Below are 14,412 nucleotides of genomic sequence, written 5' to 3' on the forward strand. Positions count from 1 at the left end.
ACGGAAAGGCATGCGACACATGGCGCCCGAACATCCTCCCTCTCCTGCCGAGACAACCCGGCCGCTGAAGGACGGGTCCGACAACACGCCCCTGCTGGAACCCGGTGTCACCTGCTGGAAGATCGCCCACACGCCGCGGTTCGGCATGGTGGTGGATTGCGAGGACTACTTCGCCGCCTTTCGCGAGGCCTGCATGAACGCACGGCACCGCATCTTCCTGGTGGGGTGGGACTTCGACACCCGCATCCACATGCTCATGAACCGCCCCAGCGACGGCTGGCCGGTAAAGGTGGGGCCGTTCATCTCCAAGCTGGTGGACGAGCGCCCGGATCTTCAGATCTTCATCCTAAAGTGGGATATCGCCTTCTTCACCATGGTGCGCCAGAATCCCTGGCCGTGGCGCGCCCTGAAGTGGAAGATGTCCGACCGCATCCACTTCAAGCTGGACGGCGAGCACCCCTGGGGCTCGTGCCATCACCAGAAGGTGGTCTGCATCGACGACCGCTTCGCCATGATGGGCGGCATCGACATCACGCGGAACCGCTGGGATACCCGCGACCACATCGACCACGACCGACGTCGCCGCAACCCGGCCGGCGGCCATTACCCGCCGCACCACGACGCCTCCGTCGCCGTGGAAGGCGAGGCCGCCCGCGTGCTGGAGGAAATGTGCCGCATCCGCTGGGAACGCGGCACCGGCGAACGCCTCGACCCGCCGCCGCGCGCCGAAGAGATCGAGGGCACGGCCGAGAGCTGGCCGGGCACCATTTCCGTAGAGGCCGAGGACGTCTCCGTCGGCATCGCCCGGACCATGCCGCCCTACAAGGACGAGCCCGGCGTCTTCGAGATCGAGGCCCTGACGCTGCGCGCCATCCGCGACGCCCGCCGGCTGATCTATCTGGAAAGCCAGTACTTCGCCAGCCGCACCGTGGCGCTGGCCGTCGCCGAGCGCCTGCGCGAGCAGAACCCGCCCGAGGTGGTGGTGGTCAACCCGTACTCTGCCGACGGCTGGCTGGAGGAAAAGACCATGGACACCGCGCGCGCACAGAACGTGGCGCTGTGCCGCAAGTCCGACCATGCAGGCCGTTTCCGCATCTACTACCCGGTCACCAAGCGCGGAAAAGGCATCTATGTTCACGCCAAGGTGACCATCATAGACGACCGCTTCCTGAAGGTGGGATCGGCCAACCTGAACAACCGTTCCATGGGCTTCGACACCGAATCCGACATCGCCCTGTTCTGCGAGGAGGACGACACGATCCGGCGCGACGCCGTCCGGGGGCGCATGATCGACCTGCTGGCCGAGCACCTGGACCACGCGCCGTCGACCGTCGCCTGCGTTCTGCGCGACCTCGACGGCCGGCTGATCGACGCCATCGAGACCCTGCGCCGGGACGAGGGGCGGTCGCTGCGCGTGCTCTGCCCCGAGGGCATGGAAGAGCTGGAGGACGCCGAGGAACTGATGGTGGAAAGCCAGATGGCCGATCCCGAACGGCCGGAAAAGCCGCTGCGGCGCATCAAGAACAAGCTGAAATGGGTGTTCGACTGGTAGCCGCCGCGGCTGGCGCTGCGCCGCGACGTTGCCCATCGCTACACGATCTGCGTTTCCTGCCCCGGAGCATGGACCCGCGACGGCGGAAGGTCAAAGGTGACCGTCGTGCCCTCGCCGACCGTGCTGTCGAGCGTCAGCCGGCCGCCGTGAAGTTCCGCCAGGGTGGCGGCCAGCGGCAGGCCCAGGCCCGTGCTGTCCTCGGCCTGCTGACGGCCGGCGGTGCTCTGCTCGAAGGGACGCATGACGGCGTCCAGGTCCTCGGGCGCGATGCCGACGCCCGTGTCCGACACCGTGATCTGCGGGCCGCCGTCGTCCCGCAGGCTGGTGCGCACGGTCACCGTGCCGCCCGCCGGCGTGAACTTGATCGCGTTGGACAGCAGGTTGATCAGAACCTGCTTCATCCGCCGCATGTCGGCGATCAGCACAAGGCCCGGCGCGCCGTCCTTCACCGTCAGCCGCACCCCGCGCTTTTCGGCGCGCTCGTACAGCATGCGCACGCAGGTGGAAAGCAGCTCCTCCAGCACCACGGGCTCGGGCTCCAGCTCGATATGCCCCGCTTCCACCTTGGCGATGTCCAGAATGTCGTTGATCAGCGACAGCAGGTGCTTGCCCGAAGCCGTGATGTCCGCCAGATAGCCCTGATAGCGCTCTGACAGGGAACCGAAGACGCCGGCCGCCATGATGTCGGAAAAGCCCAGGATGGCGTTGAGCGGCTGACGCAGCTCGTGGCTCATGCCGGCCAGGAACTCGCTCTTGGCGGCGTTGGCGCGGTCGGCCTCCTTGCGGGCGGCCTGGGCCTTGCGCTCGGCGGCGACCAGCGGCGTCAGGTCCTCCACCGCCGCCAGCAGGGTGTCGCGGCTGGTGCGGGTGACGGTGACGCCCAGCGTCCCCGCCGGCCCATCCACGCGAACGCCCTGGCACAGCATGCCCGCCCCGGCGGGACCATGAACGCCGTCGCAGCGGCTGCGGACCTTCGCCGCGCCATCGCCCAGGGCGTCGTACAGGTTGTCCATGGGCCGCCCGGCCGCGTGCGGCAGAAGAAGCTGGATCGCCATGGCGTTCATCAACTCCACCGTGCCGTCGGCGCGCATCTCCACCAGCCCCACGGGCGCCTGGTGGAGAAGCTGGTACATTTCCTCGGACGCTTCGGCGGTGCCGTTTTCGCGCGGTTCGGCCATGGCCCCTCTCAAAGGCGTTGTCGGTTCCGGCCGCCGCTCAGACGCGCCGGATCAGGACCCAGCGCGTGGGCGAGTCGGGATGCTGGAGCAGGCGCAGCGTCACGCGGGTCGGCTTCATGCGGAAGGTCAGCACGTAGTCCACGAAGGCATCCAGCGCCGGCTCGTCCCCGAACCGCTGGGCCACAAGGAAATTGTTCATGCACAGGCCGACCTCGTTGAAGAAGTCCCGGCCCGCCGCCCAGTCGCGGCTGATGCCGGCGGCCTCCACCTCCCAGGTGTTGTAATGGCTCACGGCGCCGTCAGGGCCGATGCCGATGACGCCGAAGTCCAGCGCATCCAGGTCGGCCTCGCCGGCGGATTCCAGCCACCGAAGCATGTCGGGATCATCGAAGGTCATCGCGATTTGCCTAACACCCACACCGGATTCCATAATCGTCCGGAGTAACCCCTACTTCAATGGTAACGTTCCAAAAATGTCCCATGCGTCGAACGGCATTGCGAGTCCTTCAACCGCCGGTGCGAGTCCTGCCGCACCACCGCCCGAACACCTTGCGCCGGCCCTGCTCGACCTGCTGACGGCCGAACTGGCGGAGCAGCGCGGCGGCGACGGACCAGACCATGCCGCGGACCGCGCCACAACGGACCTCATGGCCCTGCCGCTGGGCGAGGGCGGCCTGAGCGCCGACAGCATCGAGCGCACATGGCTGGCGCTCGCGGCGCACCGCTTCCTGACGCTCGACGGCACGGCCTGGGACGACAAGGTGCTGCCCGCCCGCACCCTCGGCACGGTGGCCGGCATCGCCGCCGCCCGCCTTACCGAAGGGCCGGACCCGGCGGTCGCCTTCGCCACCTCGGGCACCACGGGTGCGTCCAAGGTCTGCCGCCACACGCTCGCGTCGCTGCACCGGGAGGCCGCCTTTCTGGCCGAGTTGTTCGCCGGCCGCCGACGGGTGGTGCGGCTGGTGCCGGCGCATCACATCTACGGCTTTCTGTTCGGGGTGCTGATGCCGCACGCCGCCGGCCTGCCGGTGGTCGACGCGCGCGCGGCCGGCGTCGCCGGCCTGCCGGCGCGGCTGGAGCCGGGCGACCTGGTGCTCGGCTTCCCGCTGGTGTGGAGCCAGGCGGCACGGTTCTGGACGGCGCCCTTGCCGGCGGACGTGTGGTGCGCCACCTCCACCGGCCCCTGCCCGCCCGAGGCCTGGGGCGCGCTGACGGACCTGGGCGCGGCGCGGATGGTGGAGGTCTACGGCTCGTCCGAGACGGCGGGGCTGGGCTGGCGCGACCATCACGCCGCACCCTATCGCCCCTTCCCCTGGCTCACCCGCGACGCCGCCGGCGACGGGCTGGCCGAGGCGAAGACCGCCGAGGTGCTACCGGTCCAGGACCGGCTTGACTGGACGCCCGACGGCGCCGGTTTTCACGTCGCCGGCCGGCGCGACGGAGGGGTGAAGGTGGCCGGCCGCCTGGTTCACGCCCGGGCGGTGGCGCGGCGGCTGGAGACCCTGCCGGGTGTGGCGCGGGCGGAGGTGGCGCCGATCAAGACTCCGGGCGGCCAGCGGCTGGCGGCGACCGTGACGCTGACGGCCGACGCCGCCCCCGACGCCGAGAGCCGCCTGCACGCCGCCATTGCGCGGTGGCCGGCGGCGGAACGGCCGGTGGACGTGGTGGTGAGGGCGGGACGCTGAACCTGGATCAGTGATCCGAGCCGTGCAGGATCTGGTCCCGCATGCCGGTCTCGTAGTCGCGGCCTTCCTGCGTCAGCGTGATCGCCGTCGGGAAGAAGCTGCGTGCCAGACCCTTGCGCTCCAGCGCCCGCCACACCGCCTCGTTGGACAGGCCGGTGGCGTCGGCGCCCGAGACCACGTAAGGCCCCAGGTGGAAGTGGTTGCCGTGAGCGTGGGGGAACTGGTTGATGGTGGCGTCGCCGGTCAACTCGTCGATCATCGCCGTCTGCGGATTGTTGCCCAGCTCCTGCAGGATGGTCAGCGTCTTGAGCTGCAGCGGGTTGAGCTTCTTGGGATTGTTCTTCGGCGGCATGGTCCGTCCTCCATGAAAAAGGGCTGCGTCCATCAATGACGCAGCCCCGTCCCGTGTGCAACGAAACTGACGCCGGTCAGGCCGCCGTGTCCGCCAGCAGCGGCGCCAGACGGGCCTCCAGCCGGTCGAGGTCCGCGCGCACCATCGCCGCCACGGCATCGTCCTGCGAGACGCCGGGGCCGTCCGGCGTGTCGTTGGCCACCGCCAGCGCCGCGTTGCCGCTCAGCGCGTGCATGGCGCCGAAGCGCCGCCGCGCGCCCACCGCCTGATACTGCGCCAGGGCCCGCACCGCCCGCGCCAGCCCGGCGCGCTCCGCCGGATCGGTGGCGGCGGCGAGCGCCAGAAGGCAGGCGTCCTCGATGCGGCGCTTGGTGTAGGGCAGATCGCTGACATCGCGCACGTCGTCGCCCAGCTGATTGGTCGCCAGGAAGCGGCGCCACACCGACACCACAGTGCGCGTCGCCCCGGCGGCATGGGTGCGCATCACCTCGGCGCGGGCGTCCTCGGCGGCGCGGGCGGCCGCGTCGTCGGCGACCGCCATGGAACGACGGCCCAGCACATAGCCAAGGCCGAAAAAGACAACGGCCGCCGCCACGCCGGCGACGGCAGTCAAGGTCATCCAGTCCTGCACGACACTTACTCCCAAACCGATCTGCGTCGGTCCAACACTCTCCAGAGCCGCACTTAACGCCGAAAGCATCCCGGTTCAATAGGGAAATTGTACCAATCCAAAGGCCGGCCGGTCGGCCGCTTCCGGACAAAGGGATTACCCCGCCGGCAAGGCGCCCTAAGGCCAAAGCACGCTGGCGGTCCAAGGGCGGGCGGACCTAGCCTTTCTGTATCGCCCGCCGCACAATGTTCCCCAAATGAGCGCCCTGCCCATGACCCAGTACGCCCATGCCCCGGTCCCAGCCTCCAACGTCGTGATCTTTCCCGGCCCGCGCCGCGCCGGCCTGTCGGCGGGGCTGCGGCCCATGGGGCTGGAAGCGGTGGAGCGCCGCATCGTCAGTGCCTTCACCGCCTGGCCGGCCACCGCCGTGGAGCGCCGCGTCATCGCCGCCCTGTCCGCCTGCCCCGGCGCCAAGACCGAGGAGTTGTCCCGCCTGCTCGGCCATTCGGGCGCGGTCTTCGGGCTGTTCGTCAAGGGCATGATCGAGGCCCGCACGCCATGGCTGGACGACGGACGCGGCGGTGCCGGCGGGCTCTTGGCCCTCTACAATCCCTTCGTCGGCACCTGGCGGCTGCGCCCGGCGGCCCGGGGCGCCTTCGTGACGCTCGACTACCTCTGACCCCGGCGGCGCCTGCCGATCAACAGTCTCCCGAACATCAAAAAGATTGCGGGCCGGCGCCCGCGGCTCCACCCTCGCTCCTATGCTGCGATGCAGCAAATCCATACGCGGCGTCGGGCCGTAGTGGGTGGGGTTTGAGGGAGACCGCATCATGAGCCTTTCCACCACCATCGCCGCGCCCGTGGCCGTCGTCGGAGCCGGCATCGCCGGCCTGGCCTGCGCCCACCGGCTTGCCGGGGCCGGCGTGCCCGTCCAGGTGCTCGACAAGGGACGCGGACCGGGCGGCCGGCTGGCCACCCGCAGGGCCGAGGACGGCGCGCTGACGTTCGATCACGGCGCGCAGTACGCCACCGCCCGCGACCCCGCCTTCCAGACCGCCCTGGAGGCCGCCGCCGAGGCCGGCACCGCCGCGCCCTGGGACGGCCGCTGGGCCATGCTGGGGGAAGACGGCTTCACGCGCGTCTCCGCCTCGGAAACCCGCTGGATCGGCCGGCCCGGCATGAGCGGGCTCGTCAAGGCGCTGGCGGCGGACGTCTCCGTGACGCAGGGCATCCGCATCACCGCCCTGGACCGCGACGACGCCGGCCTGTGGCGCCTGACCGATGCCGACGGCCGCACCCATGGTCCCTATCATGCCGTGGCGCTGACCGTCCCGGCGCCCCAGGCGCGCGAGATGCTCGGCGGGCGTCAGGCCGCGTTTCCGGCCCTCGCCCGCGTGCGCTACGCCCCCTGCTGGGCCGCCATGGCCGCCTGGGACGCATCCCTTCCCCTGCCCTTCGACATGGCGCGGCTGGAAGACCCGGTGCTGGGCCTGGCGGCGCGCAACGGCGCCAAACCCGGCCGCGCGCCCGAGGCGGACTGCTGGACGCTGCACGGCGCCCCCGACTGGTCGCGCGACCACCTGGAAGACGACGCCGGTACGGCGGCGCGGCGGTTGCTCGACCGGTTCGTGGCGCTGACGGGCGTGACCGAGGCGGTGCGTCACCTTTCCGCCCACCGCTGGCGGTATGCCCTGGTGGAGCGTCCGGCCGACGTGCCCTACCTGCTGGACGCGGTGGCCGGCCTGGGGCTGGCGGGGGACTGGTGCCGGGGCCCGCGGGTGGAACTCGCCTTCCTCAGCGGCCGCGATCTCGCCGGCGCCCTGCTCGAGTCCCTGGCGGTTGCGGCCTGAAACGGTGGACGGGGGCGCCCCCCTGGTTCACACTGTTACGCATGCGGACCGCCTCGGGGGGCATGACGGCGGGCCGCGACACGAACGAGGAGGGGATACCATGAGCGCGTCAGTCGTCTCGCTGGCCCAGGCACGGGTGCAGCGCAACTGCCGCATGATCCAGGAATCCAACCAGCGCACGCTGGGCCATGTGCGGGATCTGCAAAAGGCCCAGCGCTCGCTGGCATCGTCGCTGGATACGGTGCGCGACGGGCTGGTGGAGTTCTCCGACGCCCTTGACGGCTCCATCCAGCGTCTGCACGACTCGGGCGCGCGTCAGCAGCGCATCATGGACCGGATCGAACGCATCCAGGCGTCCTCCGACGCCTTCCGCTGACGCACCCGCCTTGCGCGCCGCACCGGGACGCACGACGTAAAGCGTCTAACCCCGACGCGACACGCAGAACGAGGACACGATCCATGGCCGTCGCCACCTTCGCCGCCGGATGCTTCTGGGGCGTGGAGGAAGCTTTCCGCCGCACCCCCGGTGTCATCTCCACCATGGTCGGCTACACGGGCGGGAACAGGCCCGACCCCACCTACGAGCAGGTCTGTTCCGGCGAGACCGGCCATGCCGAAGCCGTGCGGGTGGACTACGACCCGGAAACGATCTCCTACGAGGACCTGCTGGACGTCTTCTGGAAGGCCCACGATCCGACCCAGAAGGACCGCCAGGGCTTCGACGTCGGCAGCCAGTACCGGTCGGCCATTTTCGTCCACGACGACATGCAGCGGGAAAAGGCCGGGACGAGCCTGCGCCAGAACGAGGAATCGGGCCGCTTCCCCCGCCCCATCGTCACCGAGATCACCGAGGCCGGGACCTTCTATCCGGCCGAGGACTACCACCAGCAGTACATGGCCAAGCGCGGACGGGGCACCACCGTCTGCGGCATGCCCGGCCGCTGGTAGGCCCGACGGGCCGCGCCTCCCTCTTTCGCACGAGCACGCCGGCGTCCGCCGGGACGGTGCGCCGTGTTACGGTTCATCAACCGCGACACGCCGCACTTGCCCGCGCGGACGCTTTGCGTATGCTTTACGCAGACAAAAATATACATCAGGGAGGATGACGTATGCCGTACAAGACGGTTCTGGTGCACATCGACTCGACCCCGCGCTGCGCCACGCGCGTCGACCTGGCGCTCTCCATCGCCAAGCAGCACGGCGGCCGGGTGCATGCCTGCATGGCGCAGCTCGACCCCGCCAAGTCCATGATCGACCCCGTGCACCGCGCCAGCGACCGCCTGAAGCAGGAGTTCGAGCGCGTCAAGGAGGACGTCACCGCCCGCGCCGAGGCGGCGGGCGTGGAAGTGCGCTTCTCGATGTCGCCGCTGGTGACCTCGGCCAACGTCATCCACTATCTGGTGCGCGCCGCCCGCCACGCCGACCTGGTGGTCGTGGGCCAGTACGACCGCGAGACCGACAAGGGCGTCGTGCCCGAGGACATGACCGAGCAGGCCATCCTCAACGCCGGCCGCCCCGTCCTGGTGGTGCCCTACGCCGGCAACTTCCCCAAGCTGACCGACCACGTCATGGTCGCCTGGAACGCCGGCCGCGAGGCCGCCCGCGCCCTGTCCGACGGCATGCCGCTGCTGACCGCCTCGCGCAAGGCCTCGGTGCTGGTGATCCGCGGCCCCAATGCCGAGGGCGAGGCCGCCGGCCCGGGCTACGACAAGGACGAGGTGGCGCACTTCCTGGCCGGCCACGGCGTCACCAGCGACCTGCGAACGGCGACCGCCGAGCAGATCGGCATCGTCGACATGCTGCTGAGCCGTGCGGCGGACGAAAGCGTGACCCTGCTGCTGATGGGCGCCCACGGCCACTACGGCTTCCCGCACATCCTGCGCGGCGGCGTCACCCGCGACATGCTGCGCCAGATGACCGTGCCGGTTCTGTTCAGCCACTAAGGAAGCGTGCGCCCGGCGCTCTGCGCCGGGCTGCCGTGTGTGCTTTGCACACGCCTTCGGCTCCATGCGCCACGCAGGCTCACGCGCCTGACCGGTGGAACGAACCGCTCCAACACCTTGACGTGGAAACCGGCCCGGCGGCTCCGTCTCGGGCCGGTCTTTACGCACATCCTCCGCCACCCTTGCGGGGGCGCGCGCTTCGCCTATACTGCGGCCTTCGCCGTACATTCCCTCATTTCTTGACCCAGAGGCGCACATACCATGACGAAGGGCGACGTGAAGAAGGTCGTGCTGGCTTACTCCGGCGGCCTGGACACCTCCATCATCCTGCGCTGGCTGCAGGAGGAATACCGCTGCGAGGTGGTCACCTTCACCGCCGACATCGGCCAGGGCGAGGAGCTGGAGCCCGCCCGCAAGAAGGCCGAGATGCTCGGCATCAAGGAAATCTACATCGAGGACCTGCGCGAAGAGTTCGTCCGCGACTACGTGTTCCCCATGTTCCGGGCGAACACCACGTACGAGGGCGTCTACCTTCTGGGCACCTCCATCGCCCGTCCGCTCATCGGCAAGCGCCTGATCGAGATCGCCGAGCAGACCGGCGCCGACGCCATCTCCCACGGCGCCACCGGCAAGGGCAACGACCAGGTGCGCTTCGAGCTGACGGCCTACGCGCTCAAGCCCGACGTCAAGGTCATCGCCCCCTGGCGCGAGTGGGACCTCAACAGCCGCGCCAAGCTGATCGAGTACGCCCAGAACCACCAGATTCCGGTGCCCAAGGACAAGCACGGCGAGTCGCCCTACTCCATGGACGCCAACCTCATGCACATTTCCTATGAGGGCAAGGCGCTGGAAGACCCCTGGGTCGAGCCCGACGAGGACATGTTCCGGCTGACCGTCAGCCCCGAGGCGGCGCCGGACAAGGCCGAATACATCGAGATCGAGTACAAGAACGGCGATCCGGTGGCGGTGAACGGCGAAAAGCTCTCGCCGGCCGCCATGCTGACCAAGCTGAACGAACTGGCCGGCAAGCACGGCATCGGCCGCCTGGACCTGGTGGAAAACCGCTTCGTCGGCATGAAGTCGCGCGGCGTCTACGAAACGCCCGGCGGCACCATCATGCTGACCGCCCACCGCGCCATCGAGAGCATCACGCTCGACCGCGAGGAAGCGCACCTCAAGGACGAGCTGATGCCGCGCTACGCGGAGCTGATCTACAACGGCTTCTGGTTCTCGCCGGAGCGCGAGATGCTGCAGGCCGCCATCGACCACACGCAGAAGAACGTCAACGGCGTGGTCAAGCTGAAGCTCTACAAGGGCAACGTGATCGTGGTGGGCCGCCAGTCGCCCAACTCGCTCTACCGCATGGACTACGTGACGTTCGAGGAAGACACGGTCTACGACCAGTACGACGCCAACGGCTTCATCCGCCTCAACGCCCTGCGCCTGCGTCTGGGCAAGATGGCCCGCGGCTGACGCTCGACGCCGGCACTTCGCCGGACACGAGAAAGGCCCTCGCGGAGACGCGGGGGCCTTCGTCGTTTCAGGCGCGGCCCTGTGCTTCCATGCGCTCCAGGATGGCGTCGCGGACACGCTCCATCTCCGCCACGTCGCCGCTGTCCAGCGCCGCCATCGTCGCGGCGCAGTCGGCGCGGGTGGGCTCCAGGCGCTTGCGGCTGCGGGCCAGTTGGGTGCGGAACAACGTCAGGGCGGAATGGATGCGATCCAGCGAGGCCTGCGCCTCCGCCACCTGATCCAGCACCTCGCGGGTGTCGCGGGCGATCTTGCGGCGCAGGAAGACGGGGTGACGGTGCAGGGGAATCACGGCGCCGGGCGCCCGGGCCTCGGCGATGGCGGCGGGAACCGCGCGGCGCGGCGTCGTTTCGGTCATGCGGCACTCCTCGGTCGGCGGGCCTTGTCCGGCCCGTTCTTCCCCTCCATCCCCCTAGACCATGCCAAGCCGACGCGCGCGCCGCGACTGCGCGTCGGTATAGACCGTGGGGAAAAAGGAGACGCCGAGGTTGCGCCGGCCGCCTTACGCCGCCGGACCGATCGCCTGGTCGGGCATCAGTCCTCGATGTCGGCGCGCGCCTCGAAACGGTAGGGATGCGCGCGGTAGACGCCCAGGATGGTCAGCTCGCGGGTGAAGAACTTCAGCTCCTCGAAGGCCAGGCGCACGCCGCGCTCCTCGGGGTGGCCCTCCACCTCGCACAGGAACTGGGCGGCGACGAAGTGGCCGTCGACGATGTAGCTTTCCAGCTTGGTCATGTTGACGCCGTTGGTGGCGAACCCGCCCAGCGCCTTGTACAGCGCCGCCGGCACGTTGCGCACCCGGAAGACGAAGCTGGTCACCACGCCCTCCAGCGCGCCCGGCGGCGGCGTCAGGGGCTCGCGCGACATGATGACGAAGCGTGTGGTGTTGTGCGCCTCGTCCTCGATGTTGGCCTGCAATGAAACAAGGCCGTAGGTCTCCGCCGCCAGTTCCGACGCGATGGCGGCGACGCTCTTGTCGCTCATGCGCGCCACCTCGGCCGCGGCGCCGGCGGTGTCGGCGGCGACCACCGGCTTGATGCCCAGCCGCCGGATGATGTTGCGGCACTGGCCCAGGGCGTGGACGTGGCTGCGCACCGTGGCGATGTCGTCCAGCGTCGCACCCTTCACGCCCAGCAGGTGGTGGTTCACCGGCTGATAGTGCTCGCCGATGATGTGCAGGCCGGAGTTGGGCAGCAGGTGGTGGATGTCGGCCACGCGGCCGGCGACCGAATTGTCCACCGGAATCATGGCATAGCGCGCCTGGCCGTCCCGCACCGCCTGGAAGGCGTCCTCGAAGGCCGCGCACGGCAGCGCCGTGAAGTCCGGATACACCGCCTTGCACGCCAGATGGCTGTAGGCGCCGGGGCTGCCCTGGAAGGCGATGGTGTGGGACGGATCGGACGAAGCGGCCATGGCGGGTCTGTCTCTGTGGAAGGGGTCAGGGCTTGGGGGTGAGGATGGCGCGCGCCGCCTGAAGATCGTCGGGCGTATCGACGCCCAGCGGCACGGTGTCGACCAGCACGGCGTCGATGCGCATGCCGTCCTCCAGCGCGCGCAGCTGCTCCAGCCGCTCGCGGGTTTCCAGCACGCCCGGCGGCAGGCCGACGAAGCGCTGCAGCGCCGCCCGGCGGTAGGCATAGAGGCCGATGTGGTGATACAGCGGCCCGTCGCCCGTCGGCGCGGTGGCGCGGGTGAAATAGAGCGCCCGGCCGCGCCGCTGGTCCGGCTTCAGCCCCAGGATCGCCTTCACCACGTTGGGATTGTCGCGCTCGGCATCCCTGATGATCTCGGCGACCAGGGTGGCGATGTCCACCGCCGGATCGGCCAGCGGTTCCAGCGCGGCCGCCACCAGGGCGGGGTCGAGCGTCGGCAGGTCGCCCTGCACGTTGACGATGGAGGCGAAGCGGCCCTGCGGGTCGAACCGCTCCACCGCCTGCCAGACGCGGTCCGAGCCCGACGGCAGGTCGGGATCTGTCAGCACCGCCTCGCCGCCGTGGGACCGCACGGCCTCGGCGATCCGGGCCTCGGCGCAGGCCACCAGAACCGGCCCGACGGCGGCTTCCATGGCGCGCTTCCAGACCTGCACGATCATGGGCACGCCGCCGATGTCGGCCAGCGGCTTGCCGGGCAGGCGCGTCGACGCCATGCGGGCGGGAATCACCACCAGCGCATCGCCGGTGGCGAGTCCTGGCTTGCTGGGTTCGGCGGGGGCGGTCATGGCTTGTGCGTCGGTTGCGAAAGGGCGAAAGGAGCGTGAAGGTAGCCCCTGGAAGGGCCTCGATAAAGATCAAAACGCCGCCACCTAGCGTATAGCAGCGCAAAAGCCGTATGCTCCCCGTGGACAGACGGCATTCCACCCGCTACGCTCCGGCCGCGAATCGCTGCCCTGGCCCTGAACCGTTCGGAGAGGCGCATGTCCTTTATTGGTAAGTCCGTCGCCGCGCTTGCCGTCGCGATCGCCCTGGTCTTCATCGTGAACGCCGTGGGCGACATCTACAACCCGACCCGCACCCTGGACGAACCCGTCTACCGTGCGGGCCTGGATACCGGTGACGAAGGCGCCGAGACCGAGGTGGCCGCGGCCGAGGAAGAGCCCGAGGCCGACCTGTTCACGCTCATCAGCCAGGCCGAAGCCTCGGCCGGTGAGAAGGCCTTCCGCCAGTGCGCGTCCTGCCACACCTACGAGATCGGCGGCCCCAACCGGGTCGGCCCCAACCTGGGCAACGTCATCGGCGCCGACATCGCCGCGCACGAAGGGTTCAACTACTCCGATGCGCTCGCGGGCATCGAGGGCGAGTGGACCTACGAGAAGATGGACGCCTGGCTGGAAAACCCGAGCGACTTCGCGCCGGGCAACAAGATGACCTTCGCCGGCGTGAAGAACATCGAGGACCGCGCAGCCATCATCAAGTTCCTGATGGCCCACACCGAGAACCCGCCGGCCGTGCCCGAGCCGCAGGAGGCCGCCGCGGCCGAGGAGGCGCCCGCCGCCGAGGAAGCCGCTGCCGAAGGCGAGGGCGAGGCCGAGGCCGAGGCCGAGACCGCCGCCGCGGAAGAGGCCCCGGCCGCCGCGGAAGAGCAGACCGCCGAGGCCGCTCAGGCCGGTGGTGCTGCCGGCGGATTCGCCGCCATGGTCGCCGCCGCCGATCCGGTCGCCGGCCAGAAGGTGTTCAACCAGTGCCGCGCCTGCCACACCTACGAGATCGGCGGTCCCAACCGCGTCGGCCCCAACCTGGGCAACATCGTCGGTGCCGACATCGCCGCGCACGAAGGTTTCCGCTATTCCGACGCCCTGTCCGCCATTGACGGACAGTGGACCTACGAGAACCTGAACGCCTGGCTGGAGAGCCCCAAGGACTTCGCGCCCGGCAACAAGATGACCTTCGCCGGCCTGAAAAGCGAGGAAGACCGCGCCGCCGTCGTCGCCTTCATGATGGAGTACACCGAGAACCCGCCGCCGCTGGATGCCGCGTCGCCGGGTCCGGCCGCTCCGGGTGTTGCCAGCGAAACCCTGCAGGAAGCCGTGCCCGAGCCCGCAGGGGCCGCCGAGCGTCCCTCGCCCGAGGAAGGTGCGGTGGCAGAGTAACTTTGCCGTCACCACCGTCCCTCGGTGGACACCAAAGCGCCCCGGTCCCAGCGGCCGGGGCGCTTTTCTTTTTTCCAATCCGCCATATGCCTTTGTATTGGTTGACCCGGCGAAGCATCCCCTCCA

General features: G+C 69.7%; 16 protein-coding genes. 9 read left to right on the forward strand and 7 right to left on the reverse strand.

All coding sequences use genetic code 11. The features are described 5' to 3' along the window. Window positions 1-19: 19 nt before the first annotated feature. Entirely contained in the window at window positions 20-1,552 is a 1,533-nt protein-coding gene (locus tag LG334_RS23160; RefSeq protein WP_404381920.1) for a phospholipase D-like domain-containing protein, read from the forward strand. Between the two features lie 38 nt (window positions 1,553-1,590). Here the strand turns inward: LG334_RS23160 and LG334_RS23165 are convergent, their stop codons facing one another. Further along, complete coding sequence (locus LG334_RS23165; RefSeq protein WP_404381922.1) at window positions 1,591-2,730, reverse strand: sensor histidine kinase; 1,140 nt, start codon at window positions 2,728-2,730, stop codon at window positions 1,591-1,593. Between the two features lie 37 nt (window positions 2,731-2,767). Then, window positions 2,768-3,127, reverse strand: a complete 360-nt coding sequence (locus tag LG334_RS23170) for a hypothetical protein (RefSeq protein ID WP_404381924.1) — start codon at window positions 3,125-3,127, stop codon at window positions 2,768-2,770. A 76-nt stretch (window positions 3,128-3,203) separates the two neighbouring features. Here LG334_RS23170 and LG334_RS23175 point away from each other — a divergent pair, with 76 nt between their 5' ends. After that, window positions 3,204-4,415, forward strand: a complete 1,212-nt coding sequence (locus tag LG334_RS23175) for an AMP-binding protein (protein ID WP_404381926.1) — start codon at window positions 3,204-3,206, stop codon at window positions 4,413-4,415. A gap of 7 nt (window positions 4,416-4,422) precedes the next feature. Here LG334_RS23175 and LG334_RS23180 read toward each other — a convergent pair whose 3' ends face one another. Then, window positions 4,423-4,767: a hypothetical protein gene (locus LG334_RS23180; protein WP_404381928.1), complete on the reverse strand. Its 345-nt coding sequence runs from the start codon at window positions 4,765-4,767 to the stop codon at window positions 4,423-4,425. 76 nt (window positions 4,768-4,843) lie between these two features. Beyond that, the gene (locus LG334_RS23185; protein WP_404381930.1) at window positions 4,844-5,380 is read right to left on the reverse strand and encodes a hypothetical protein; all 537 of its coding nucleotides are present in this window, start codon (window positions 5,378-5,380) and stop codon (window positions 4,844-4,846) included. A 253-nt stretch (window positions 5,381-5,633) separates the two neighbouring features. On the opposite strand from LG334_RS23185, the gene LG334_RS23190 reads away from it, so the two are divergent. From LG334_RS23190 to LG334_RS23215, 6 genes are all read left to right on the forward strand, one after another. Then, on the forward strand, window positions 5,634-6,056 hold the full coding sequence (locus LG334_RS23190) for a hypothetical protein (protein ID WP_404381932.1): 423 nt from the start codon (window positions 5,634-5,636) through the stop codon (window positions 6,054-6,056). Window positions 6,057-6,207: 151 nt separating this feature from the next. Next, window positions 6,208-7,227, forward strand: coding sequence for an NAD(P)/FAD-dependent oxidoreductase (locus LG334_RS23195; protein WP_404381934.1), 1,020 nt, complete (start codon window positions 6,208-6,210; stop codon window positions 7,225-7,227). 100 nt (window positions 7,228-7,327) lie between these two features. Then, entirely contained in the window at window positions 7,328-7,603 is a 276-nt protein-coding gene (locus LG334_RS23200) for a hypothetical protein (protein ID WP_404381936.1), read from the forward strand. A gap of 83 nt (window positions 7,604-7,686) precedes the next feature. Beyond that, on the forward strand, window positions 7,687-8,175 hold the full coding sequence (msrA, locus tag LG334_RS23205) for a peptide-methionine (S)-S-oxide reductase MsrA (RefSeq protein WP_404381938.1): 489 nt from the start codon (window positions 7,687-7,689) through the stop codon (window positions 8,173-8,175). A gap of 161 nt (window positions 8,176-8,336) precedes the next feature. Then, window positions 8,337-9,170: a universal stress protein gene (locus LG334_RS23210; protein ID WP_404381940.1), complete on the forward strand. Its 834-nt coding sequence runs from the start codon at window positions 8,337-8,339 to the stop codon at window positions 9,168-9,170. A 261-nt stretch (window positions 9,171-9,431) separates the two neighbouring features. Next, a complete protein-coding gene (locus LG334_RS23215) occupies window positions 9,432-10,643 on the forward strand; it encodes an argininosuccinate synthase (RefSeq protein WP_404381942.1) in 1,212 nt (403 codons plus the stop codon). A 67-nt stretch (window positions 10,644-10,710) separates the two neighbouring features. Here the strand turns inward: LG334_RS23215 and LG334_RS23220 are convergent, their stop codons facing one another. The 3 genes from LG334_RS23220 to LG334_RS23230 all read right to left on the reverse strand — a co-directional run bounded on the left by LG334_RS23220 (window position 10,711) and on the right by LG334_RS23230 (window position 12,918). Continuing rightward, window positions 10,711-11,058, reverse strand: coding sequence for a hypothetical protein (locus tag LG334_RS23220; protein WP_404381944.1), 348 nt, complete (start codon window positions 11,056-11,058; stop codon window positions 10,711-10,713). Window positions 11,059-11,234: 176 nt separating this feature from the next. Then, window positions 11,235-12,113, reverse strand: a complete 879-nt coding sequence (locus LG334_RS23225; protein WP_404381946.1) for a prephenate dehydratase — start codon at window positions 12,111-12,113, stop codon at window positions 11,235-11,237. A 25-nt stretch (window positions 12,114-12,138) separates the two neighbouring features. Next, complete coding sequence (locus LG334_RS23230; RefSeq protein WP_404381948.1) at window positions 12,139-12,918, reverse strand: 3-deoxy-manno-octulosonate cytidylyltransferase; 780 nt, start codon at window positions 12,916-12,918, stop codon at window positions 12,139-12,141. Window positions 12,919-13,113: 195 nt separating this feature from the next. On the opposite strand from LG334_RS23230, the gene LG334_RS23235 reads away from it, so the two are divergent. Next, window positions 13,114-14,286 (forward strand): c-type cytochrome, encoded by a 1,173-nt coding sequence (locus LG334_RS23235; RefSeq protein ID WP_404381950.1) that lies wholly within the window; start codon window positions 13,114-13,116, stop codon window positions 14,284-14,286. The last annotated feature ends 126 nt before the right edge of the window (window positions 14,287-14,412 follow it).

The sequence above is a fragment of the Caenispirillum salinarum genome, from assembly GCF_044803115.1.
Classification (GTDB): Bacteria; Pseudomonadota; Alphaproteobacteria; order Rhodospirillales; family Rhodospirillaceae; genus Caenispirillum; species Caenispirillum salinarum_A.